This window comes from Erythrobacter aurantius (assembly GCF_023823125.1).
GTDB lineage: Bacteria > Pseudomonadota > Alphaproteobacteria > Sphingomonadales > Sphingomonadaceae > Erythrobacter > Erythrobacter aurantius.
On record NZ_CP090949.1, the window covers coordinates 1641311 to 1662830 of the forward strand.

Annotated in this window: 26 protein-coding genes; 8 read left to right on the forward strand and 18 right to left on the reverse strand. The window is 61.6% G+C overall.

The genetic code is table 11. From position 1 onward, the window contains the following. Positions 1 to 15: 15 nt before the first annotated feature. The 5 genes from L1K66_RS07740 to hisG all read right to left on the reverse strand — a co-directional run bounded on the left by L1K66_RS07740 (position 16) and on the right by hisG (position 5660). The gene (locus tag L1K66_RS07740) at positions 16 to 2145 is read right to left on the reverse strand and encodes a sodium-translocating pyrophosphatase (protein WP_252260375.1); all 2130 of its coding nucleotides are present in this window, start codon (positions 2143 to 2145) and stop codon (positions 16 to 18) included. A gap of 156 nt (positions 2146 to 2301) precedes the next feature. Further along, positions 2302 to 3159: a thiamine-phosphate kinase gene (gene thiL, locus L1K66_RS07745; RefSeq protein ID WP_034952750.1), complete on the reverse strand. Its 858-nt coding sequence runs from the start codon at positions 3157 to 3159 to the stop codon at positions 2302 to 2304. Positions 3160 to 3196: 37 nt separating this feature from the next. Beyond that, positions 3197 to 3658, reverse strand: a complete 462-nt coding sequence (nusB, locus tag L1K66_RS07750) for a transcription antitermination factor NusB (protein ID WP_252260459.1) — start codon at positions 3656 to 3658, stop codon at positions 3197 to 3199. Positions 3659 to 3660: 2 nt separating this feature from the next. Then, entirely contained in the window at positions 3661 to 4953 is a 1293-nt protein-coding gene (gene hisD, locus L1K66_RS07755) for a histidinol dehydrogenase (protein ID WP_252260376.1), read from the reverse strand. Continuing rightward, a complete protein-coding gene (hisG, locus tag L1K66_RS07760; RefSeq protein WP_252260377.1) occupies positions 4953 to 5660 on the reverse strand; it encodes an ATP phosphoribosyltransferase in 708 nt (235 codons plus the stop codon). The genes hisD and hisG overlap by 1 nt, the downstream gene beginning before the upstream one ends. A gap of 75 nt (positions 5661 to 5735) precedes the next feature. Here hisG and L1K66_RS07765 point away from each other — a divergent pair, with 75 nt between their 5' ends. Continuing rightward, entirely contained in the window at positions 5736 to 6818 is a 1083-nt protein-coding gene (locus L1K66_RS07765; RefSeq protein ID WP_252260378.1) for a DUF2332 domain-containing protein, read from the forward strand. Between the two features lie 15 nt (positions 6819 to 6833). Here L1K66_RS07765 and L1K66_RS07770 read toward each other — a convergent pair whose 3' ends face one another. The 4 genes from L1K66_RS07770 to L1K66_RS07785 are packed head-to-tail and all read right to left on the reverse strand — an operon-like array spanning position 6834 to position 9315. Further along, positions 6834 to 7721, reverse strand: a complete 888-nt coding sequence (locus L1K66_RS07770) for an alpha/beta fold hydrolase (protein WP_252260379.1) — start codon at positions 7719 to 7721, stop codon at positions 6834 to 6836. A gap of 5 nt (positions 7722 to 7726) precedes the next feature. Beyond that, positions 7727 to 8539: an SDR family NAD(P)-dependent oxidoreductase gene (locus L1K66_RS07775; protein ID WP_252260380.1), complete on the reverse strand. Its 813-nt coding sequence runs from the start codon at positions 8537 to 8539 to the stop codon at positions 7727 to 7729. A gap of 51 nt (positions 8540 to 8590) precedes the next feature. Then, positions 8591 to 9046, reverse strand: coding sequence for an NUDIX hydrolase (locus tag L1K66_RS07780; protein WP_252260381.1), 456 nt, complete (start codon positions 9044 to 9046; stop codon positions 8591 to 8593). After that, entirely contained in the window at positions 9043 to 9315 is a 273-nt protein-coding gene (locus L1K66_RS07785) for a BolA family protein (protein WP_252260460.1), read from the reverse strand. The genes L1K66_RS07780 and L1K66_RS07785 overlap by 4 nt, the downstream gene beginning before the upstream one ends. 73 nt (positions 9316 to 9388) lie before the next feature. Here L1K66_RS07785 and L1K66_RS07790 point away from each other — a divergent pair, with 73 nt between their 5' ends. Next, on the forward strand, positions 9389 to 9982 hold the full coding sequence (locus L1K66_RS07790) for a DnaJ domain-containing protein (RefSeq protein WP_252260382.1): 594 nt from the start codon (positions 9389 to 9391) through the stop codon (positions 9980 to 9982). Here L1K66_RS07790 and L1K66_RS07795 read toward each other — a convergent pair. From L1K66_RS07795 to L1K66_RS07810, 4 genes are read right to left on the reverse strand one after another with little or no spacing between them, the layout of a single operon-like run. Beyond that, positions 9979 to 10461: a VOC family protein gene (locus tag L1K66_RS07795; protein ID WP_252260383.1), complete on the reverse strand. Its 483-nt coding sequence runs from the start codon at positions 10459 to 10461 to the stop codon at positions 9979 to 9981. The genes L1K66_RS07790 and L1K66_RS07795 overlap by 4 nt on opposite strands. Beyond that, the gene (locus L1K66_RS07800) at positions 10458 to 11084 is read right to left on the reverse strand and encodes a glutathione S-transferase family protein (protein ID WP_252260384.1); all 627 of its coding nucleotides are present in this window, start codon (positions 11082 to 11084) and stop codon (positions 10458 to 10460) included. Before L1K66_RS07800 ends, L1K66_RS07795 begins: the two co-directional genes overlap by 4 nt. A gap of 3 nt (positions 11085 to 11087) precedes the next feature. Further along, entirely contained in the window at positions 11088 to 11459 is a 372-nt protein-coding gene (locus L1K66_RS07805; protein ID WP_252260385.1) for a DUF1428 domain-containing protein, read from the reverse strand. 52 nt (positions 11460 to 11511) lie between these two features. Further along, the gene (locus tag L1K66_RS07810) at positions 11512 to 12399 is read right to left on the reverse strand and encodes an oxygenase MpaB family protein (RefSeq protein WP_407931985.1); all 888 of its coding nucleotides are present in this window, start codon (positions 12397 to 12399) and stop codon (positions 11512 to 11514) included. 66 nt (positions 12400 to 12465) lie between these two features. Here L1K66_RS07810 and cobS point away from each other — a divergent pair, with 66 nt between their 5' ends. Together cobS and L1K66_RS07820 are read left to right on the forward strand one after the other, a co-directional pair. Further along, positions 12466 to 13446: a cobaltochelatase subunit CobS gene (cobS, locus tag L1K66_RS07815; RefSeq protein WP_034952761.1), complete on the forward strand. Its 981-nt coding sequence runs from the start codon at positions 12466 to 12468 to the stop codon at positions 13444 to 13446. 44 nt (positions 13447 to 13490) lie between these two features. Next, the gene (locus L1K66_RS07820; protein ID WP_252260387.1) at positions 13491 to 15641 is read left to right on the forward strand and encodes a transglycosylase domain-containing protein; all 2151 of its coding nucleotides are present in this window, start codon (positions 13491 to 13493) and stop codon (positions 15639 to 15641) included. A gap of 12 nt (positions 15642 to 15653) precedes the next feature. Here the strand turns inward: L1K66_RS07820 and L1K66_RS07825 are convergent, their stop codons facing one another. Continuing rightward, positions 15654 to 16055, reverse strand: coding sequence for a PaaI family thioesterase (locus L1K66_RS07825; RefSeq protein ID WP_034953306.1), 402 nt, complete (start codon positions 16053 to 16055; stop codon positions 15654 to 15656). After that, the gene (locus L1K66_RS07830; RefSeq protein WP_252260388.1) at positions 16048 to 16548 is read right to left on the reverse strand and encodes a PaaI family thioesterase; all 501 of its coding nucleotides are present in this window, start codon (positions 16546 to 16548) and stop codon (positions 16048 to 16050) included. Before L1K66_RS07830 ends, L1K66_RS07825 begins: the two co-directional genes overlap by 8 nt. Positions 16549 to 16676: 128 nt before the next feature. Between L1K66_RS07830 and L1K66_RS07835 the strand changes: the two genes are divergently transcribed. Genes L1K66_RS07835 through L1K66_RS16445 form a run of 4 tightly spaced genes read left to right on the forward strand, consistent with a single transcriptional unit; the run spans position 16677 to position 18860 of the window. Continuing rightward, positions 16677 to 16841: a hypothetical protein gene (locus L1K66_RS07835; protein ID WP_252260389.1), complete on the forward strand. Its 165-nt coding sequence runs from the start codon at positions 16677 to 16679 to the stop codon at positions 16839 to 16841. Between the two features lie 18 nt (positions 16842 to 16859). Then, complete coding sequence (locus L1K66_RS07840; RefSeq protein WP_252260390.1) at positions 16860 to 17819, forward strand: hypothetical protein; 960 nt, start codon at positions 16860 to 16862, stop codon at positions 17817 to 17819. Next, positions 17819 to 18715: a transposase gene (locus L1K66_RS07845; RefSeq protein ID WP_252260391.1), complete on the forward strand. Its 897-nt coding sequence runs from the start codon at positions 17819 to 17821 to the stop codon at positions 18713 to 18715. The genes L1K66_RS07840 and L1K66_RS07845 overlap by 1 nt, the downstream gene beginning before the upstream one ends. A gap of 22 nt (positions 18716 to 18737) precedes the next feature. Continuing rightward, a complete protein-coding gene (locus L1K66_RS16445) occupies positions 18738 to 18860 on the forward strand; it encodes a hypothetical protein (protein WP_256471499.1) in 123 nt (40 codons plus the stop codon). A 50-nt stretch (positions 18861 to 18910) separates the two neighbouring features. Here L1K66_RS16445 and ruvX read toward each other — a convergent pair whose 3' ends face one another. From ruvX to lepB, 3 genes are read right to left on the reverse strand one after another with little or no spacing between them, the layout of a single operon-like run. Next, the gene (gene ruvX / locus L1K66_RS07850) at positions 18911 to 19381 is read right to left on the reverse strand and encodes a Holliday junction resolvase RuvX (RefSeq protein WP_252260462.1); all 471 of its coding nucleotides are present in this window, start codon (positions 19379 to 19381) and stop codon (positions 18911 to 18913) included. Further along, the gene (locus tag L1K66_RS07855) at positions 19378 to 20529 is read right to left on the reverse strand and encodes a DUF3089 domain-containing protein (protein WP_252260392.1); all 1152 of its coding nucleotides are present in this window, start codon (positions 20527 to 20529) and stop codon (positions 19378 to 19380) included. The genes ruvX and L1K66_RS07855 overlap by 4 nt, the downstream gene beginning before the upstream one ends. An 18-nt stretch (positions 20530 to 20547) precedes the next feature. After that, positions 20548 to 21486: a signal peptidase I gene (gene lepB / locus L1K66_RS07860; protein ID WP_407931986.1), complete on the reverse strand. Its 939-nt coding sequence runs from the start codon at positions 21484 to 21486 to the stop codon at positions 20548 to 20550. Positions 21487 to 21520 lie beyond the last annotated feature (34 nt).

Genomic DNA, 21520 nt, shown 5'->3' on the forward strand with positions numbered 1-21520 from the left:
ATGAGGCTATCGTGCTTAGTGCACGCCAGCTTGTGCCGCCAGCGCTGCGAGCAGCAGCAGGGCGACGATGTTGGTGATCTTGATCATCGGGTTCACGGCCGGGCCGGCGGTGTCCTTGTACGGGTCACCAACGGTATCGCCGGTCACGGCAGCCTTGTGGGCTTCGGAGCCCTTGCCGCCGTGGTTGCCGTCTTCGATGTACTTCTTCGCATTGTCCCATGCGCCGCCACCGGCGGTCATGGAAAGGGCGACGAACAGACCGCCTACGATGACACCCAGCAGCAGCGCACCAAGCGCGGCAAAGGCGTTTTCCTGACCGGCAAGGCCATAGATCACGAAGTAAGTCACGATCGGAGCAAGAACCGGCAGCAGCGACGGGATGATCATTTCCTTGATCGCAGCCTTGGTCACCAGGTCCACCGTGCGGGCGTAGTTCGGACGGCTGGTGCCGGCCATGATGCCCGGATCCTTGGCGAACTGATCGCGCACGTCGACAACCACGTCACCCGCAGCACGACCAACCGCGGTCATGCCCATCGCGCCGAACAGATACGGCAGCAATGCGCCGAGCAGCAGCCCGACGATCACATACGGATTTTCGAGACCGAAATCGACGTTGGCATCCGGGAAAAACGCCCGAAGGTCAGCGGTGTAGGCAGCGAACAGCACGAGCGCTGCGAGACCGGCCGAACCGATGGCATAGCCCTTGGTCACAGCCTTGGTGGTGTTGCCAACTGCGTCGAGCAGGTCGGTCTTTTCACGGACGCTTTCGTCGAGGCCGGCCATTTCGGCGATGCCGCCGGCGTTGTCGGTCACCGGACCATAGGCGTCGAGCGCGACAACCATGCCAGCCAGAGCCAGCATCGCGGTTGCGCCGTATGCCAGACCGATCAGCCCTGCGAGTTGGTACGCACCGATGATCGCCGCAATGATGACGATGGTCGGCAGTGCGGTCGATTCAAGGCTGATGGCAAGACCCTGGATAACGTTGGTGCCGTGGCCCGTTTCCGATGCCTTGGCGATCGAGCGGACCGGACGATAGGCCGTGCCGGTGTAATACTCGGTGATCCAGATGATGATGCCCGTCAGCGCAAGGCCGATCAGCGAGCAATAGAACAGGTCACGTCCGTGGAATTCAACGCCACCCGGGCCGGTTCCCAGAACCGTGCTCATGTCTGCGCCAACGGTGCCAAGCGCGAACTGCGTGGCAAACCAGATCAGCGGAATGGCCAGAACGGCGGTGGCGATGAAGCCCTTGTACATCGCGCCCATGACATTGGTGCCATTGCCGAGACGGACAAAATAGGTGCCGATGATCGAGGTCACGATGCATGCGCCCCCAATCAGAAGCGGCAGTGCCATGAGCGGCAGGAGCATTTCGCCAAGCTGTTCAGCGAACAGAAGCGCGGTGAGAACCATGGTCGCACCGACGGTGACGACATAGGTTTCGAACAGGTCAGCGGCCATGCCGGCGCAGTCGCCGACGTTGTCGCCCACGTTGTCGGCGATGGTTGCCGGGTTGCGCGGATCGTCTTCCGGAATGCTGGCTTCGACCTTGCCGACGAGGTCGGCGCCGACGTCTGCGGCCTTGGTGAAGATACCGCCACCCAGACGGGCGAAGATCGAGATCAGCGACGCACCAAAGGCAAGACCGATGAGACCGTCGATCACGGTGCGGCTGTCTGCCTCAAGCATCATCGGCCCGACGAGGACGTAGAAGAACACGGCGATGGCGAGCAGCGCAAGACCTGCGACAAGCATGCCGGTGATGGCGCCTGCGCGGAATGCGATGGTGAGGCCCTGTTGCAGCCCTTGCTCGGCAGCGGCGGCGGTGCGCACGTTCGAGCGGACCGAGATGTTCATCCCGATGTAGCCCGCGACGCCCGAAAGCACGGCGCCGACGATGAAGCCGACGGCCGGGACAACGCCCAGCGCAACGCCGACAACGATCGCCGCGACCACGCCGACCATGCCGATCGTGGTGTACTGGCGGTTCAGGTAGGCTTGCGCGCCTTCCTGGATCGCCCCGGCGATTTCCTGCATTTTTTCATTGCCGGCGCTGGAGCTCAGCACCTGGCGGCTTGTCACAATGCCATAGACGATGGCGAGCAAGCCCACCCCGATTGATATGAGTATAAGGTCCACGAATAATCCCCTCTTGTGCGTGGAAATGCGCCTTTCGATGTATCCCGTTCGGCGCAAGGCGCCCTGTCATAGGGAATGGAGAGCGGGAGACAAGCGGGAAAACGGCGGAAACGCGCCCGTGTCACCAGTTTTGAGAGGCTAGGCCTCCGTCATGCTTCAACCGTGTAGGTAACCCAGCCCGTCGCGCCCAAGAATCGGCTCACCGCTCAACATCAAAGGAGCAGCCCCCCGTTCGACGACAGTGCCGATCCGGGAGGCGGCCACCGGGCATGGCACGTCGGTGGGCAGGGTGAACAGCAATTCGTAATCGTCACCCCAGCGCATGCACTCATCGGCTCGGGCAGGGTCTGCCACCGGGACGTCTTCTTGCCGGATCGAAAAGGTGACGCCACTGGCCTCCGCCATTCTGAAGGCATCGAGCAGCAGCCCGTCGGAAACGTCCATCATCGCGCTTACATGCGGCGCAAGCGCACGGCCTTCGGCCAGCAGCGGACGAGGGCGGTTGAATGCCTGTAGATGATCCCGCTCGCCTTCAAATCCCAACATCGCCCGACCAACGCAGCCTGTGACATAGACGGTGTCACCCGGCGCCGCGCCGATGCGGGAGGGCACGGGATTGCAAGTGGCACGCCCGATTGCGGTGACACTGAAAGTGCTGGCCCCTGTCCCCGCGACGGTATCCCCCCCCATCAGCTTTACGTCATAGGCCTCCATGACTTCGCGCAGCCCCTTGATGAACTGCATGTCGTTTCCGCCAAGCGAATGCCCCAGGAGAATGCCGATGGGTTCGGCACCCTTCGCCGCGAGATCGGACAGGTTGAGAGCGACCAGTTTCCAGGCAACGTCTGCAAGGCTGGCTTCGGGGCGGAAATGGACGTCTTCGGCCATGACGTCGTGGTTGAAGATCAGCGTTTCGCCGCCGATTTCGATCAGCGCGCAGTCATCCTTCAGACCGCGCGCACCCGGGTGCAGCGGCAACGTCTTCAGAGCCGAAAGAAATTCGGTTTCGGTCATGGCGCGATCCCCCTCGCCAAATCGTCTCTTGTCGACGCTAATTCCTGATCTCTTTTGCCGCCGCGTCAAGAATGCCGTTCACGAATTTCGCCTCGCGATCATCGAAGAACGCCTTGGCGACGTCGACATATTCGGTGATGGCGGTTGCAGTGGGGACATCGGCCCGGGCGAGCAATTCATAGGTGCCCGCGCGCAGGATCTGCAGCATCGTCTTGTCAAGCCGCGCCAGCGTCCAACCCGCTGCAAGCTTTGCAATCAGGATTTCGTCAATCTCTTCGCACCGCGCATCCACCCCGCGCACGACATCATCGAAGAAATCGACTTCGGCATCGGCAAAGACTTCGCCTTCGAAGTCTTCATCGTCCACTTCGCGGCCAAGCCGGTGCTGGTGGAATTCATCAAGCAGGCGATTGAGCGCCGTGCCTTCCATCTGCAGTTGGTAAAGCGCCTGAACGGCAGCAAGGCGCGCGGTCGAACGGGCCTGCGATCGGGAATTCATATTCATTTGAGGCGGAGCTCCACCGATTTGGCATGGGCGGGCAGGCCCTCTGCATGGGCCAGACTTACCGCAGCCGGACCGATCCGGCCAAGCGCCGCTTCGTCCAGCCCGAGGAAGCTGGTGCGTTTCATGAAATCAAGCACCGAAAGCCCGCTCGAAAAACGCGCGCGACGCCCGGTGGGCAGGACGTGGTTCGGCCCGGCAACATAATCGCCGACCGCCTCCGGCGTCATCCGACCAAGGAAAACACTGCCTGCATGGCGCACCTTCGGCAGCATCGCTTCGGGATTGTCGATCGCGAGTTCGAGATGCTCGGCTGCGAGTCGATTGATCAGCGCTGGCGCTTCGCTTTCGATATCGTTCACGACGATCATGACGCCGTGATCGTCCCAGCTTGTCCGCGCCGTCTTGCCGGTGGACAGCATGCTCAATTGCACGTCGACGCAATCTTCTACCTGGGCGGCGAAGCCGGCATCGTCGGTGATCAGGATCGACTGCGAAGTGGGATCGTGTTCGGCCTGGCTCAGCAGATCGGCCGCAATCCAGTCAGGATCATTCTTTCCATCGGCGACCACGAGGATCTCGCTTGGCCCGGCGACCATGTCGATCCCGACGACGCCATAAAGCTGGCGCTTGGCCTCCGCGACATAGGCATTTCCCGGCCCGGTGATGACATCGACCGGCTTGATCCGCTTCGTGCCATAGGCCAGCGCCGCCACCGCTTGTGCGCCCCCGACCCGCCAGATTTCGTCGATACCCGCGATATGCGCAGCGGCCAGAACCAGCGGGTTTGAATTGCCCTTGGGAGTGGGGGTTACCACCACGATCCGTTCAACCCCGGCCACGCGGGCGGGGATCGCGTTCATCAGCAAAGAAGACGGATAGGCAGCGCGGCCTCCGGGCACATAGAGTCCTGCGGCATCGACCGGCCGCCAGATCGCGCCGAGGCGAACCCCGGCATCGTCGGTGTAATCCCGGTTCTCGGGCAGTTGTGCCTCGTGATAGGCACGGATGCGCGCTGCCGCGAGTTCCAGCGCATCGCGCAGCTCCGGCTCCAAACCGGCATAGGCCTCGGCGCAGCGATCGGCGGTGATGATCCAGTCGGCATCATCAACCAGTGCATAGCCGTCAAAACGCTGGGTGTACTGCACCAGCGTATCGTCCCCGCCGGTGCGCACCGTGCGCAGTATGTCTTGAACAATGCCGGTTACGTCACTGTCCGCCTCACGGCGAGCGTCGACAACCCGGGCAAAACGCTGTTCGAAATCAGGGTCGAAGGTGGAAAGTATATTCATCACGCGGTGATCTCTTCGGCCTTGTCACTCGCGGCTTCGCGCGATTCTGCATCCGCCCGGAATGCGGCAACCAGTGCCGCGACCCGCGCATCCGTCTTGAAGGCGGCGCGATTGACGATCAGGCGTGCGGTGATGTCGATGATACGCTGCGTTTCGACCAAACCGTTCTGTTTCAATGTGGTGCCAGTGGAAACGAGATCGACGATCTGGCGCGCAAGGCCCAGCGAAGGGGCGAGCTCCATCGCGCCGTTCAGCTTCACGCATTCGGCCTGAATCCCCTGCCGTTCGAAATGGCGCGCGGTGAGATTGGGGTATTTCGTCGCCACCCGCAGGTGGCTTACTCCGGCCGGGTCAGCCGGATCGTCGGCCAGCCTCGCCACCGAAAGGCGGCAATGGCCGATATCGAGATCGACCGGTGCGTAAAGGTCGGAATAGTCGAATTCCTCGATCACATCGGACCCAACGATACCCACCTGCGCGGCGCCATGCGCAACGAAAGTGGCAACGTCGAACGCGCGCACGCGGATGATGCGCATGTCAGGACGCGTCGTGTCGAACGAAAGGGAGCGGTTTGACTTGTCGTGAAAGTCCGCGTGAGGCACCACGCCAGCGCGCGCCATGACAGGCAAGGCCTCGTCAAGGATACGCCCTTTTGGCACGGCGAAGGTGAGCTGGGTGCCGGGGGAGGGAGGAAGATCGATGGTCATTTCGCGCCGGGACTTAGGGATTGGGCGTTCAAAGGGCAATGGAATTGGCGCAACGGCAGATGCGAAGGGTGAGGCATGAGCAGTAGCGAAATCATGGCTATCAAGGAATTCGATGCCGCAATCGAATGGCAGGCAGACCACGCCGATCAAGGAGGAGCGCCATGCACTGCCCGTGTGATCCGGGCGTTGCGCAAGGTTCGGGAAAGCAATACCGCAACCGGACGCCGCATTGCAGGCTGGCAGGGCCTTACCTTGAAGGATGCAATGCCGCTCAGGATCGCAGGAGGCCTTCACTACCTTGTCCTGTCAGGAGAAGATGATCGTCTGGCGCTAGTCTACAGCGGCCAGATCACCGATCAGGGTCAGATCGACGATCTTGTCTGCGAACTCGTCGAGACATTCGATCACCTCTTGCTGCCATGGCTGGACGGGCCGCCCCAGACGAATGAGGCGGGGCGTTCGGCCAGCATCATGGCAGGACTGCTATGGGCCGCGCAAAGAGCATTGCCCCGGTTCGAACTGTTCGAACTGGGCGCAAGCGCGGGAATCAACACGATGCTAGAGCGGTATCACTACCGGCTTGGCGAGACCGAAGTGGGACCTGGCAGCTCGCCTATGCGCATCGAACCCGAATGGCGCGGCGACAACGGATCGCCGCCGCCAGCCCCTGCCGGGTTCGAGATTGTCTCGATCAGAGGCTGTGACGTGTCGCCGATCGATCTTTCCAACAAGGAGAGCGCATTGCGGCTCAAAAGCTACGTCTGGCCCGATGCGATGATCCGGATGGCGCGGATCGATGCGGCGATCGAGTTGGCGCAGCAATGCCCGCCCGATCTGGTGCGGCAGGACGCGGGCGAATTTGTTGCTGATTGCCTAGCGCGACCTCAGCCGGAAGGCGTGACCCGCGCGATGTTTCATTCGATCATGTGGCAATATATGCCCAAGGAAACCCAAGCGGCAATCACGCAGGCCTTTGTCGAAGCGGGCGCCGAGGCAACTCGTGACAAGCCCCTTGGGTGGATCAGCCTTGAGACGGACCCGGCGACATTCCGGCATGAACTTCACGTTCGCCTTTGGACAGGAAAGCCCGGAGACGGCGACCCGATCCTGCTCGCCTTTGCGCACCCTCACGGTGCCTGGGTGCATTGGCTCGGTTGACCAAACCCCTCGGGCCTAGCTGAGCAGAAAAGCTTCCATCGCCGCATTCACCGCTTCCGGGGCTTCCCACGGAACGAAATGCCCGCAATCCGGCACCTTTTGGATGGTGAGCGGGGCGATGATTTCCTCCATCCCTTCAAGGTTTTCCGGAGGCAGCGCCAGATCGTCCAGCGCCCATATGACCAGCGTGGGAATGGTCAGGTTCGGCAGCGCAGGTGCGGTGAACTCCGCCGGAAGCTCGAACGGTTCCTCCATTTTCGGCACCACCATCGGGCTAGCCCGGTAATAATTGAGCATCCCGAAGCACGCATCGCGGTCTTCCCAGTCCTTGAGCAGCTGGGCGCGTTCTTCGGCGGGCATGTTGTCGGGGCGGTCCCAATTGACCTCTTGCCGCAGTATGCCGGTGATCCCTTTTTCGCGGATCAGCGGATCATTGGCCGGATCGCGAAAGGCGCGGATGTATTGGCTGGCCGCCCGCTGGCCGGGATGGGTCCAGAGCAGCTTGCCAAAGATAGCCGGGTGCGGGGCGTTGGCAATCACGGCGCGTTCGACCCGCGTATGCTGGCCGCCTAGCGCCACGCCCCATGCGACGGCTCCGCCCCAGTCATGGCCGACGATGGTGAACTTCTTTATCCCCAGCGCATCGGCCAGGAGGAACACGTCCCCGATCAGCTTGTCGGGCGTGTAGGCGTCCACCTCCTGCGGCTTGGACGATCCGCGATAGCCGCGCTGATCCGGAGCAATGCAGCGGAACCGGTCGGAAAAATGCGCGATCTGGTGGCGCCAGGTGCGGTGGTTTTCGGGAAAGCCGTGCAGGAAGATCAGCGCAGGCGCATCCTTTGGCCCTTCGTCCGCCACGTCCAGATGAATGCCATTGGCGAGTTCGACGCGCTTTTGCTCCATCGTGGCTACTCCGCCTGTTCCATACGTTCCATGTAGCCCGCGGCTACCATGGCCGCGACCTGATCGAACAGCGCATCAGGCGTGCGCCGCATCTCGCCCATGCCCGCTTCCATGCCTTGCGCGACGATGATTTCACGTTCGCCTGACGCGATGGCGTCTAGCATCGCGCGGGCGGCATCGGGAGCCGGAATACCTTCGTCGATCACCTTGTCCGATCGGCCCCGCTTGCTGCCGTCACCGACCAGTGCATTGCGCGAGACATCGGTGGCGACTGATCCGGGATAGATCACATGGACGCTCACCCCGGTTTGCGAAAGCTCGGCCCGGAGCGCGTCGGCATAGCCTGCAAGGCCGAACTTCACCGCGCAATAGGCGGTGCGCATCGGCACTCCTACCTTGCCCGCAATGGAGGAGATGAACGCGAGCGCACCTGACCCGCGTTCTGACATATGACCAATAAGCCCCTGGGAAAAAGCGATTTGGGCGGTCAGGTCGATATCGATGATGTCGCGATAGACCTTCATCTCGGTCTTGAGAGCTCGGCTGCGTTGGGAAACCCCGGCATTGGCGAAAGCGACATCCACGCCGCGTTTCCAAGCAATCGCCTTTGCCGTCGCATCGGCAAGAGCCGCATCGTCGCGCACGTCAAACGGCAGGATCAGCGTCTCTCCGCAATCCGCCGCGACTTCGGCAAGGCGCGCTTCATCGCGGCCTGACAGCACGACATTCGCTCCGCGCGCGGCGACATCCCGTGCCAGCGCCGCGCCAATTCCCGATGACGCGCCAGTGATCCAGACGGTCTTGCCGGTGTAATCCATATCTCTCTCCCTTTGCTTCAAGGGAGTAGCGAGCGCGGCAATCAAGGGCAATCAGGTTGCGGTGTGCAACGCGATCATATCGGCCAGATTTTCGGGAAACAGCGCCTCGTGCCAGTCGGAAAGCTCGGCGAGGGTAAACCAGCGGTGCCGCGTCATCACCGTCTGTTCAAGCGGAGTGTGACGCGAGGTATCTATCGCCGAATGTTCCACCCGCACCATGAAATACCGCTCGTCAGCCTGCACCGGTTCGCCCTCCACGGTTACGAATTCGGGCGTGGTGCGGGCGATTTCAGGGCCGGGATCAGCGTCGATCCCGGTTTCTTCCAGCAATTCGCGGCGCGCGGCAGCGATGTAACTCTCTCCCGCCTCGCATTCGCCCCCGGCTGTCACCCAGAAAGGCGGGCGACCGGGCACATCGAACCGGAACATCAGCGCCCGGTGCTGGGCATCGAGCACGATGATCCGGGCCGAGCGCCTCACCCGTTTGGTGTTGCCGAATTCGTTCATGCTTCGGGAACGCTGGCCTTGATCGCGACAGCGTGGACGCGCTGGCCAACGATGTCTCCCAGTGCAGTGATAACCGCGCGTTGGCGCGCAAGGCGGGTCATTTCGGCAAAGGCGGCGGCTTCGATATGGATTGTGAAGTGGGATTCCCCCGATCCGTCGTCGCCCATGTGGCCGCTGTGTTTCGCGCTGTCGTTGATGATTTCGAGCCGGGTCGGGGCAAATGCCTCGGTCAAAAGGATCTGCATTTCTTCTGCCACTGCACCGCTCATGACCTGACTTTCCTTCTTTGCAACTTCTGACGGGTTGGAATCTGGCGTCTCACTCGCCATTCTCAACCCCCTTATGTCCCAGACACGATTCCATGGCAGGCACGAAGGAAGCGAGCGGGTGTGCGAGCACCCGACTTGCCGTGAGCCCGGCGAATTTCGCGCTCCCGGCTATCGCCCGAGCGGGTTTGACGGTCCGGGCGAGTGGCGCTGGTTCTGCCTTGATCACGTGCGCGAATTCAATGCGGGATACGACTGGTTCGAAGGGATGAGTGCCGAGGAAATCCTGATGGCGCAGGCACCTGCTGAGGGGTGGCGCACAGAAAGCCCAAGTTTCGGGCCACGGGCCGGGGTGGACGGAATGCCGCGCTGGGCCGATTTCGACGATCCGCTGGAAGCGATTTCGGCGCGCGCGGGCGGTATCCGCAGCCGCGCGGAACGCTCTGCGAGCATGGCGATGGACGGCCGCTTTTCCAAGGATGAGGCCGAAGCGTTGGAAACCATGGGGCTGGGCTCTGACACCGACAGGCGCCGATTGCGCCGGCGCTATTCGGAACTGGTCAGGCGGTATCACCCGGACCGCAATGGCGGGGATCGCAGACACGAGGCGCGACTCGGCCAGGTGGTCGAGGCGTATCAACTGCTAAGGAAAAGCAGGGCCTTGGGTTAACCGGCTACCGCCGCCTCAATCCCGGCGTGGTCAATCTTCACCATGCCCTGCATCGCAACGAATACGCGGTTGCGCACAAGAGCATCCTCGTGGCCCAGCGCATCCATCAGGACGCGGGGGACTATCTGCCAGCGCACGCCGAAGCGATCCTTGCACCAACTGCATGCCATTTCACTGCCCCCATCGGCGGTGAGCGCTTCCCAGTAGCGGTCGGTTTCCTCCTGAGTGTCCGTGAACACCTGAAAAGAAACCGCGTCTGTAAAGTCGCCTTCGGGTCTGCCGTTCATCGCCATGTGGGGATGCCCCAGCAGTGTGAATGCTACCACCAAGGCATCCCCCTCCTTGCCTCCGGGGTAATCGGCGGGCGCGCGATCCACCCGGTCTATGCGGCTGTCGGGAAAGAGATCGCAATAAAACCGGGCGGCTTCCTCTGCGCCGCTCGCGTACCAGAGGCAGGTCGCCAATCCGCCCTTGCTCATTGCCCGGCCTCCGCAATCAGCTTTGCATCGATGGCATTGGCCTCTGCATAGGCGGGGCGCTGGGTGATCCGTTCGACATAGGCCTTGAACGCCGGCGTTTCCGGGATCGAGCCAAAGCGCAGTCCCCATACAAACTGGCTGCCGACATAGGTATCCGCCATCGTGAAGCGTTTGCCGGCGGCGAAGTCGTTCTTCGAAAGCCAGCCTTCCATCGCGGACAGCGCGAGATCAAGGCTACCGAAACCGGCCATTCCGGCGCGTTCTGGCGGGACTTCCCAGCCCATTGCCTTGCCAACCACAGCCTGCTCCAGCGGTCCTGCGGCAAAGAACAGCCAGCGGAAATAGGCGGCACGTTCATGGATGTCGGGCAGCAGACCGGATTCGGGGTGGGTTTCGGCAAGATAGTGGTTGATCGCAGCCGCCTCGGTCACGACGTGATCGTGATCGCCGTGATGGTGGACCAGCGCGGGCACCTTGTTCATCGGGTTTATGTTGATGAAGTCGGTGGGCCGCGTGGCCCAATCGAATACGACGTGTTCGTAATCCGCGCCCGCTTCGTGCAATGCCCAGCGCGAAATCTGTCCACGGCTCATGGCGACGGTGTAGAATGTGAACTCGGCCATTGCCTATGCCTCCTTCCATACGATCGGCTCGAACCCGCCAAAGATCATCCGTTTTCCGTCAAAAGGCATGTCGCTGCCATCGGGATTGCCGAATTGGGTTTGCATGCGTTCGTCGGCCATCATCTTTTCATGACCGGCATCGCAGCTTTGCTTGTCGTCCCACGTGACCCAGGAAAACACGACTTTCTCGCCGTCCTCAACCTTCACGGCGCGGCGGAAATCGGTGCTTTCGCCATCGGGTACATCGACTTCCCAGCATTCGATCTGCGCCCGCGCGCCATAGTCCTTTGCGATCGCCCAGAATTTCTCCGCAATCTCGCGGTATGCCTCCCGGTTGCCTTCGGGCACCGGGATCACGAACCCCTGCACATACATGCCGCTTCTCCCTCCGCCGCTGATCGTAGCATTCTTTTGCGGGGCTCGCCCGTCAATTCTGGCGGAACGCCCAGCGCAGAGTGCGACCCACTCCCCAGGTCGCCGCACGAGCGGGCAGGGCGGTCAATACCGGGCGTTGCAGCCGCAGCATCTGGCGTGCCCAGTCGGGCAGCATCGCCACCGCTTCCGCTCCGATCACGTTTTGCAATGCGGCCGGAGTGCCCTTTGGGCGCTGGCTGAGAACGAGTTGCGCCACTTCGCGCGCGGCGGGCGAGGCACGCAGGTCGCTGCGCAATTCGCGAAAGATCGCATCGGCTTCATTGCAGCTTTCCGGAACAGGGTCGGCCCCCAGAGCGCGGGCGATGACCGCGAACTGGCGATAATATTCGTCGCGTTCAGAATAGGGCATGTCAGGGCGGACATGGCGCAGATATCCGGCAAGAAAGCTCTGCGCCTCTGTCACATGAACCCACGCAAGGGTGCGCGGATTGGTGGCTTTGTACGGGGTGCCATCAGGTAAGGTTCCACCAACCTTCGCATGAATCCGGTTGACCCGGTCAATCGCCTTCATCGCCTCATCGCGATGCCCGAAGGTTGTGACTGCGATAAAACGCGCGGTTCGCTGAAGGCGACCGTGCATGTCTTCGCGAAAGTTCGAATGGTCGAGCACCCCTTGCAGCGCCTCGGGGTGGAGTATTTGGAGCATCAGCCCGCGAATACCCCCGGTCATCATCCCGACGAGGTCTGCATGAACCAACCGGATCGGCGTGTCCTTCGCGAACAGCGCATCATCGGAGATCGGCACAGGCTTCTGCCCGCTCTTGGTGTCGTTAAACACCCCTCTGACCTGCTCTACCAGTCGCAAACGCAGGGATTCGATGGGGTCCGGCATGGTCCGAATATAGGGCAGCAGGCGGTTCAAGGCGAGCATCACTGCCATACTTGCAAAATTAGCAGGTGCGATGCGCTTGCAGCCGTCGCCTTGGCGTTCTAACCGAGGCGCGTAATGAACTCACACGCCACCAAAGAATTCGCCGGCGCCAGCGCCATTCCTGCCGAACCCGATACGACTGTCGACGTGCGCGACACTTTCGGCATCGATGTCGATTGGCAGGTTCCCGCCTTTTCGCAGCCGAGCGAGCATGTGCCCGAACGCGATGACAGCTATGTCTTCGATCCGGAAACCACTCTCGCGATTCTGGCGGGCTTTGCGCACAACCGGCGGGTGATGGTGCAGGGCTATCATGGCACCGGCAAATCGACCCATATCGAACAGGTCGCCGCGCGCCTGAACTGGCCCAGCATCCGCGTAAACCTCGACGCGCATATCAGCCGTATCGACCTAGTCGGACGCGATGCGATTGTTCTGAAGGACGGTTTGCAGGTCACCGAATTCAAGGAAGGCATTCTGCCCTGGGCGCTTCAGCACCCGGTGGCGCTGACCTTCGATGAATATGATGCCGGTCGCCCGGATGTGATGTTCGTGATTCAGCGCGTGCTGGAATTTGACGGTCGCCTGACGCTGCTTGATCAGAACCGCGTGATCACGCCGAACCCCTATTTCCGACTGTTTGCGACGACCAACACCGTCGGCCTTGGCGATACCAGCGGCTTGTACCACGGCACGCAGGCGATCAACCAGGCGCAGATGGACCGCTGGAACATCGTCGTCGCTCTCAATTACCTGCCCGCCGAAACCGAGCAGCAGATCGTCAAGTCCAAGACGCCGGATACCGACGATGCGATGATTGCTGACATGGTCAAGGTAGCGGAACTGACGCGTCAGGGCTTCATGAACGGCGACATTTCGACCGTAATGAGCCCGCGTACCGTCATCACCTGGGCCCAGAACGCAGCGATTTTCAAGAATGTCGGCTTTGCCTTCCGCCTGTCGTTCCTGAACAAGTGCGACGAGGCCGAACGCACGCTGGTGAGCGAATACTACCAGCGCGTGTTCAATGAGGATCTGCCGGAAGGTGCGATCTAGTCTCTCTTGCGCCTTGGCGTGTTAGATTGCTAATACAGTAGCCTATGGCGCTGTTCGAACGATTCTGGAAACGCCGGGGCGGGGGCGAGTTGCCTACGGGCGGCGCGGGATTCTTTCCGTTGTACGAATCGCAAAGGCCGATTGATCCTGACGAGGACGGGCCTGCATACCGCCCGGCAGGCTCGCCCGATTACGCCACTTGGGACGCCCGGCTGTCCCAGCTCGACAGCTCGCTTGAACGCGAAGAACGCCGCCGCCTGCCGTGGTGGACCCGCGAATATTGGCGCGGCCGGCGCAAGCGCTGGTGGGCGGTCCGCGTCATCGCGGCCTGCTTTGCCCTGTTTATCGCCCTGTTCCTGTGGCTCGCGATCACCGCTCCGCTATCGAAGAGCCTTGAACCCATTGCCCCGCCGCAGATCACCTTGCTGGCGAGTGACGGCACGCCGATAGCCCGAAGCGGAGCGGTGGTGGAGGCGCCTGTCGAGGTGGACAAGCTGCCGCCTCATGTCATCGAGGCGTTTCTGGCGATTGAGGACCGGCGCTTTTATTCCCATTGGGGCATCGACCCGCGAGGGATTGCCCGAGCGATATGGACCGGAAATGGCGGCGGTTCGACTATCACCCAGCAGCTCGCCAAATTCACTTTCCTGACCCCAGAGCAGACGCTGACGCGCAAGGCGCGCGAGGCGCTGATCGCCTTCTGGCTGGAGGGCTGGCTGACCAAGGATGAAATCCTGTCGCGCTATCTTTCCAATGCCTATTTCGGGGACAATCAATACGGGCTGCGCGCCGCAAGCCTTCATTACTTCTACCGCCAGCCCGAAAACCTGCGGCCAGAGCAGGCAGCCATGCTTGCCGGGCTATTGCAGGCTCCCTCCCGTTACGCGCCGACGAACCACTACGACCGCGCAAAGGCGCGCATGGATCTCGTGATCGGGGCGATGGTGGAGGTGGGTTACCTCACACAGGCGGAGGCCGATGCCCTGCCAGACCCGCGGCTTGACGTGCGCACCCGCAACGATCTGCCCACGGGCACCTATTTCGCCGATTGGGCGCTGCCGATCGCGCGTGAAGGGATGGAAGTCAGCTATTCGCGTCAGACCCTTACGACAACGCTAGACGCACGGCTCCAGGCGCTTGCAAGCCGCGTGACGAGCCGCGCCGCATTGGGCAATGCGCAGGTTGCGCTGGTGGCAATGCGTCCCACCGGTGAAGTGGTGGCGATGGTGGGGGGACGCAGCTATGCCGATTCCCCGTTCAACCGCGCAACACAGGCGCGGCGGCAGCCGGGGTCAACGTTCAAATTGTTTGTCTACCTTGCCGCGCTAGAAGCCGGGTGGGAACCCGATGACACGATAGCAAACACTCCCATCGAAACGGGTTCGTACCGTCCGGGCAACGCGGGCGATCGATACTCCGAAGCGATTACGCTTGAGGATGCTTTTGCCACTTCAAGCAATGTCGCGGCAGTGCGGCTTTTCAATGAAGTCGGCAGCGAAAACGTCATCCGCATGGCGCGTTCGCTGGGGGTGACTTCGGACATGACCAAAGGCGATCCGAGCCTTGCCTTGGGCACTTCGACGATGACGCTGCTTGAGCTTACCGCTGCCTACGCCGGAGTTGCTGCCAACCGCTTTCCCGTAAAGCCGCGTGCCTTTCCGCAAGAGGAGCAGAGCTGGTGGGAATGGCTGACCACCCCGGTCGACAGCGCATCTGCCCGCACGCACGAAAATATCGAACGCATGCTGCGCGCTGCAATCAATCGCGGGACGGGGGAGGCGGCGGAATTGCCGATCGCCAATTTCGGAAAGACCGGCACGACCCAGAATTACCGTGATGCCCTGTTCGTCGGTTATGCGGGCGATCTTGTGGTGGGCGTCTGGGTCGGCAATGACGATGCCTCTCCGCTCAATCGCGTGTCAGGCGGCGGTGTTCCGGCCCGCATCTGGAAGGACTTCATGCGCGGCGCCTTGTCGCTACCTGCTCCGCGTCCGAGCGCCTCACCCGATCCCGAGGGACCGGTTCAGCCGCTTGATGTCGATATAGGCGAGGGCGAGGAAATTCCGTTGGGCGAAGATGGCGCAAGGCTGCGAATTGAATCCGACGGCATCGTGCTCTCGCAGGACGGAGTACCGGTGGAAGTCCGCCTTGGCGAAGAAGGCTTGCGGGTCGAACCGATCCCACCCGAAGAATAGCCCGGCCCGGTATCAAGCCATCAGGATATTCATGATTGCGGTCGCTATCGGGCGACCAGGATCATCCTGCCATGCTTCCACCGCGATATTGGCATTACGCCGTCCGAGCCGGGTGATGCGGCCTTTGGCAAAACTGGTTTGGGACTTCCCCGCCGATAGGTATTGCACGGTGATATTAACCGGCTTCAATTGTGCTTCGCGCCCTTCCGCGATCAGCCGGGCGCGCAGTGCCGCATAGCCGGCGTTCTCCAGCAGACCAGCGGTGGCTCCGCCGTGATAGTGCTGCGGCCTTCCTTCGACGATGCGGCCGAATTCCACGGTAAGCACGGGCACACCGTCTTCGATCCGCGCGACTTCTATCCCCAGCGCTTGCGCGTAAGCGGGCAGTTTCAGCCTTGCCGGAATGTCAGTCATCGCCTGTCCCCGCTTCGCTTGGCGCTGCATCATCGTTGCTCATTCTTACCCGACGCGGGTCCTTGCCAATGGTCATGAATACCCCCGCGACATGCGCAACAGGATCATCAGGATCGCCATCGTGCGCAATGCCCCTGACAAAGGCGGCCGAGCGTGTGGTGCGGTAGCATTCGACCCGCCCCCAGACCGAACTGCGTTCGCGTGCTGGGCGCTGGTAATCGACGCGCAGGTCGAGCGTGGCGATGGGGGTGAAGTCCTTCTTGGTTTGCCAGATCGACATGCCGCTGGCCATGTCCATCAGGCTGATGATCGGGCCTGATGCGAGAACCGCGCGGTCCGGCTCACCCAGCAGGTCTTCGCGCCAGGGCAATTCGATCTCGACCCAATTGTATCCATGGTCGGTGTATTTCAGACCAAGCCACCCGGTGTGGCCAGCCTCGAACAGAAACCGGCCAACCATTTTCGCATCAAACTGCGATTGATTAGTGCTCATGCGCGTAAGCTTTCCACGGAAAGCAACATTGTTACAATCATTTAATTTCAACCTCGCATGGCCTGCAATCAATGTCCCTCAGGCAGCTGGCACTTTCGCCAGAGGCATTCAGACAAGGGGACGCATTCATGCCCAAAATCGATCTAGCCAGTATTCCCGGTCTTGAGTCCGCTCAAGCCCTGTTCGGCGCCGTTAAGACAAAGGCGGCCGTCTATGACGATACGATCGTCGATATCATGGTCTATGTCTACGACACCGTACCGCCGCCACCCCCGCCGCCGGGCATCATGTAAACGGGGACGGCCGGGATAATGCAAGTGCATCCCGCCATCGCGGCGCTGCGGGCAGACCCACCCTTGCAGCGCCGCGCCACCGCCGAGGTGGAAGCCGCGCTCTGCCTATGGGACCAGCACGAGCATGTATCAGCTGTGCATGGCGATCTGCTGCGATATGCCGCCGGCGAAGATCTGACGCGATTGCCGATGTTGGCATCGCTGATGGCGGAACTGCCCGTGGCGCAGGATTATGTCGAAAGCTTCACCTCCGCGATCATCCCCGCCTTGCGCGAGCAACCGCTGGCCGAAGTACCGCTTCGCCAAAGCCACAGCCCCGGATATTCCCGACTGCTGCTCTGGCAGGAAGCAGGCGTGACCCTTTCGCTTTCCACTTATGAACCGGTCGTATCGACTATCGAGCCGGAAACGGCCCAGTTTGTCGATTGTGAACGAACCGAGTTGATTGTTTCAGGAGAGGCCAGCGGTTGGCATTTTTCTGTTTGCGATCAGGGCCGGGTGAAAGCCGACCGGAAGTCTTGGCGCCAGGGAGACAGTATTCGCTGTCATGCGAGGCGCGAAAGCCGACAATTCCTTGAAGTGCAGCGGAGCGTCACTTTGCTCCAGTTGATCCGCACCGCCAAGCGCCCAGCACCAACGCTGGTCTATAACCTTACCGATAGCGCGCTTGTTCAGCAATCGAGCGGAGACAAGCGGGCCAGCCAGCAGGTCATGGCGCTGGGGGTTCTGGGCGCGCTTGGGAACAGTGCGGCGATCGCGCCGATGATCGCCTTTGCCTCCGACCCGTCCCACGATACGACCGCCCGCTGGGAGGCTGTGCGGCAAGTTCTGGCGCTCGATGCGCGCGCCGGACTGAATTTGCTGTCCGAATTGTCGTCGTGCCAAGCCGATCCCTTGGCTCAACCCGCTCGATCACTCCACCGGGACCTCCTGCAACGGCAGCCCGAACTTGCCCAAGCCAACGTGGAGCCAGCCTGATGCCGCGTACCATCGCAATCGATTCACCGGAATGCGCCTCGCTGCCTGAGGCGATTGAAGCGCTCGCCCAACAGGATTTCGATCCGCGCGAAGAGGAAAGCACCTTGGAAGCGGCCCTGTGGCTGCGCCGCCTGACCAACAATCGCACCTTCCTTGCCGACCTGCTGCTGGATCGACTGGCTGGCCGAAGCGACGGCGGGGTTGAAAGCGGATACGGTCCGCAAGCGATCATCCTGAGCCCACGGCGCGGCAACATGTTCCTGCGCGCCAACATCTGGCCAGCGGAGCATGATCTGTTTTTCCGCAACAGCGGTGCGGCGGCTTTTGTCTATGGCGTGCCGCACGATCACAATTTCTCATTCCTGACGAGCGGATATCTGGGGCCGGGCTATCGCAGCGACTACTTCGAATATGACTACGATGCCCTGAGCGGATATGAAGGCGAACCGGCGGGGTTGCGGTTCGTGGAGCGCAGCGCGCTAAGCCAAGGCAAGCTGATGCTGTACCGCGCCCACCGCGACGTTCATTCGCAATTGCCTGCCGAAAGCCTGTCGGTTTCGCTGAACGTCATGCACATCGATCCGGCTCAGGGGTGGTTCGACCAATATGGTTTCGATCTTGAACGCGGCGAAGTGACGCGTGTCCTCAGCCCGAATGCGACGGAAGTCTTCCTGCGAACAGCCGTCGCGAGCGGTTCCGAAGCGGCGCTGGATTTTGCGGAATGGGTAGGACGGACCCATCCGAGTGACCGAATGCGGCTTGCCAGCTTTGAGGCGAGGGCCGGATTGATTGCGGAGCCGGACGCACGCCAAGAACTTTGGCGCACAGCAGAAGCTGCGGGATGCCGGATGGTCGCGGAAACGGCCAAACGCAGGCGCACGGACATCCGTGCCTAGCGCGAAAGCTTATCCAGACTTCGTGAAAAGGGTAAAGAGCACCAATCCGCAAAATGCTGCGATCAGCCCGATTGCGACAGTCCGGCAACCGATCCTGACCGTGCGCGGCAATCTGTTGACCAGTGGCTGCCCCAACCGCGTGTAAAGGGCCATCAAGAGGTCCCGCAAGAGCAGTTGCAGGAACTCGCTCATGGTTCAGAGCATCCCGCTGGCAAGCCTGTCGATGGCGCCTTGCAAGATCACCGCCGCCGCGTGGCTGTCGATTGCCTCGGCGCGCTTCTTGCGGCTCATGTCCTGACCAATCATTGCGGCCTCGGCGCTTTGTGTTGACCAGCGTTCATCCCATAGCAGGATCGGCAGGGCAAAGGCTTCTGCGGCATTGCGGGCAAAGGCGCGGCTTGCCTGAGCGCGCGGCCCTGCGCTGCCATCCATGTTGAGCGGCAAACCTAGCACCAGCCCCTTGACGGTCCGTTCGGCGATCAGCGCGGCGATTTTTTCCCGGTCCTTGCCCCATTTGCCCCGGACTATGGTCTTGCCATTGGTGGCAAAGCGCCAGCCCGCGTCGCATGTCGCGGTGCCAATCGTCTTGGTGCCGAGGTCCAGCCCCAGCAGCACTCCGCCATCGGGCAGGGCATCGGCAAAGTCGAGGGCGCTTTCGGTAATCAGTTTGCCGACGCTCCGCCGCCTACCTTCGCTTCGACCCGGCGGGCGACATCGGCCTGTGTGTTGGCCCAGAATAGCGGGATGTCATAGACGTGGTAATTGTTGCCTGGCAGGACATAGGAACCCAGTTCGGGCGGATCACCTATCAGCAGCAGGCCGCGATCGTCGCATCGTGCCGGCACCGCATCGGGAACCAGTTCACCGTTGGACATGCTGTCATCCGGAACGAGCGTTCCGAGGTTGCGATCCGCTGCGGCCTCTCCGCCGAACATGCCTGTCAGCGGATTGGTGCACAGGATACGGCTGTCACCGCGCGGTTGCCCGTCAAACCCGATCGATTTGGCATAGGTCTCCATCAAAGCGGAAGGATCGGCCGGCTCAGCGAAGCTCGACCAGGACAGGATGCAGCCCGTCTGCTGCGGCGTAGCGCAGGCGGCAAACCCGAGTTCGGGGACGTCATGTTCCACCGAGATCGGCCATCCGATGACATAGGCAGCGACTAGACGATCCGCGACCGGCGAGCCTTTCACTTCCTCGCGCAGCAGGCGCAGGAGATGGAGTGAGCCCTGGCTATGTCCGGCCAGCACGATAGGCGTTTCAGCGTCCACCGATTCGATAAAGAAGCGATAGGCCTCCAGCACGTCCGCATAGGCAGCATCAATCGCCTGCTGGCCCTCGGGTTCGTCAGTCAGGAACGATCCCATGGTGGCTTGACGATATCGTGGTGCCCAGATCTCGCTCGCTGCGTTGAACGGGCTCGCCATGCCGCGCACATAGATGCGGGCAATGCGCTCCGCCTCCTCTTCGCCGATAGGCGCGTTCCAGTTTTCGCGGCTCAGATAGCTCGTCGGATGGATGAAAAATACGGCGTGCTGCGGCGGGCGCTGATCGGCGGGTGTTGGCAGCGGCCCGTGATCGCTGGCATAGGCAGGCTGCCATCGTGCGGGGTCGTTCACGCCAATGCCGGGGCGCGAATACCAGAGGGCGGGATCCTGATAGGCATTGGGTTCGAGCGGCGCTTGCGCTTCGAACTCAGCGGTGGGCACGAGCGCGGCGCGCGCGATCTCTTCGCCCCATATGCGGAAAGCGATGGCGGCAACGAGGATCAGGACGATGCTGATTGCGACGAAATAGAGAAACTTCTTCGCCATGGGCGGGCCGCGCCTCCGTTATTCTGCCGCTTCGGGCTGTTCGGCGATTGCAGGACGCAACGTGCTCCATGCCCGTTCACCGCGCATGGCCGAGAACCAGCTTAGCGGGTTCCAGGTGGCTGATCCGTCGAGCGAGAAGGTGATGAATTCAGCCCGGCCACCAATGTTTTCCAGCGGTACTCCATAACCAAGGCCGCGTTCTTCCGCAGACGCACGACTGTCGGCACTCTCATCGCGATTGTCACCCATGACGAAGACATTGCCTTCGGGCACGGTGTAGGGGCCGAAATTGTCGAGATACTGGTTCTTGTGATCGATGATCAGATAGGTCGCGCCATTGGGAAGGGTTTCGCGATAGGTCGGCGGCTCGAAATATTGCTGACCATCCGCATCGCGCACGCGATAGGCATCGAAATTGGCAAGGCACGGGCCGTTTTCGCACATCAGTTCCGGCTCGAACGGAATGCGCACCGGCGGAACCACTTCGCGCTTGACCGGAACGCCATTGAGGATCAGCCGCCCGTCGCGCACTTCGATCGTATCTCCCGGCAGCCCGACCACACGCTTGATGTAGTCTTCGTCGCGGGTAGGATGCACCGGGATCACGATATCGCCATATTCCGGTGTCGAACCGAATACGCGCCAATCGCCGCGCGGCATGAGGTGGAAGCTGACCGAAGCCCAAGACCAACCGTATGGGTATTTGCTGACAACCAGACGATCGCCGACATGCAGGGTCGGCATCATTGATGTGGACGGAATGTAGAACGGCTTGGCCACCAGCGAATGGAATGCCAGCACCGCGAGCAACATCAGCGCAAGCCCCCGAATTTCGGCGAACCAATCGACCTTGTCCGATTTTTCCGCATCCTTTTCGGCGAGCTGCTTTCTCAGCTCTTCGTGGGGATGCGGCTCGTTCTCTGGAGTGCCGGATGCGGGGGTTTCGGATTGGGTCAAGGTTGTTGCTTCACTGCTTTGCGTCGATCAATTC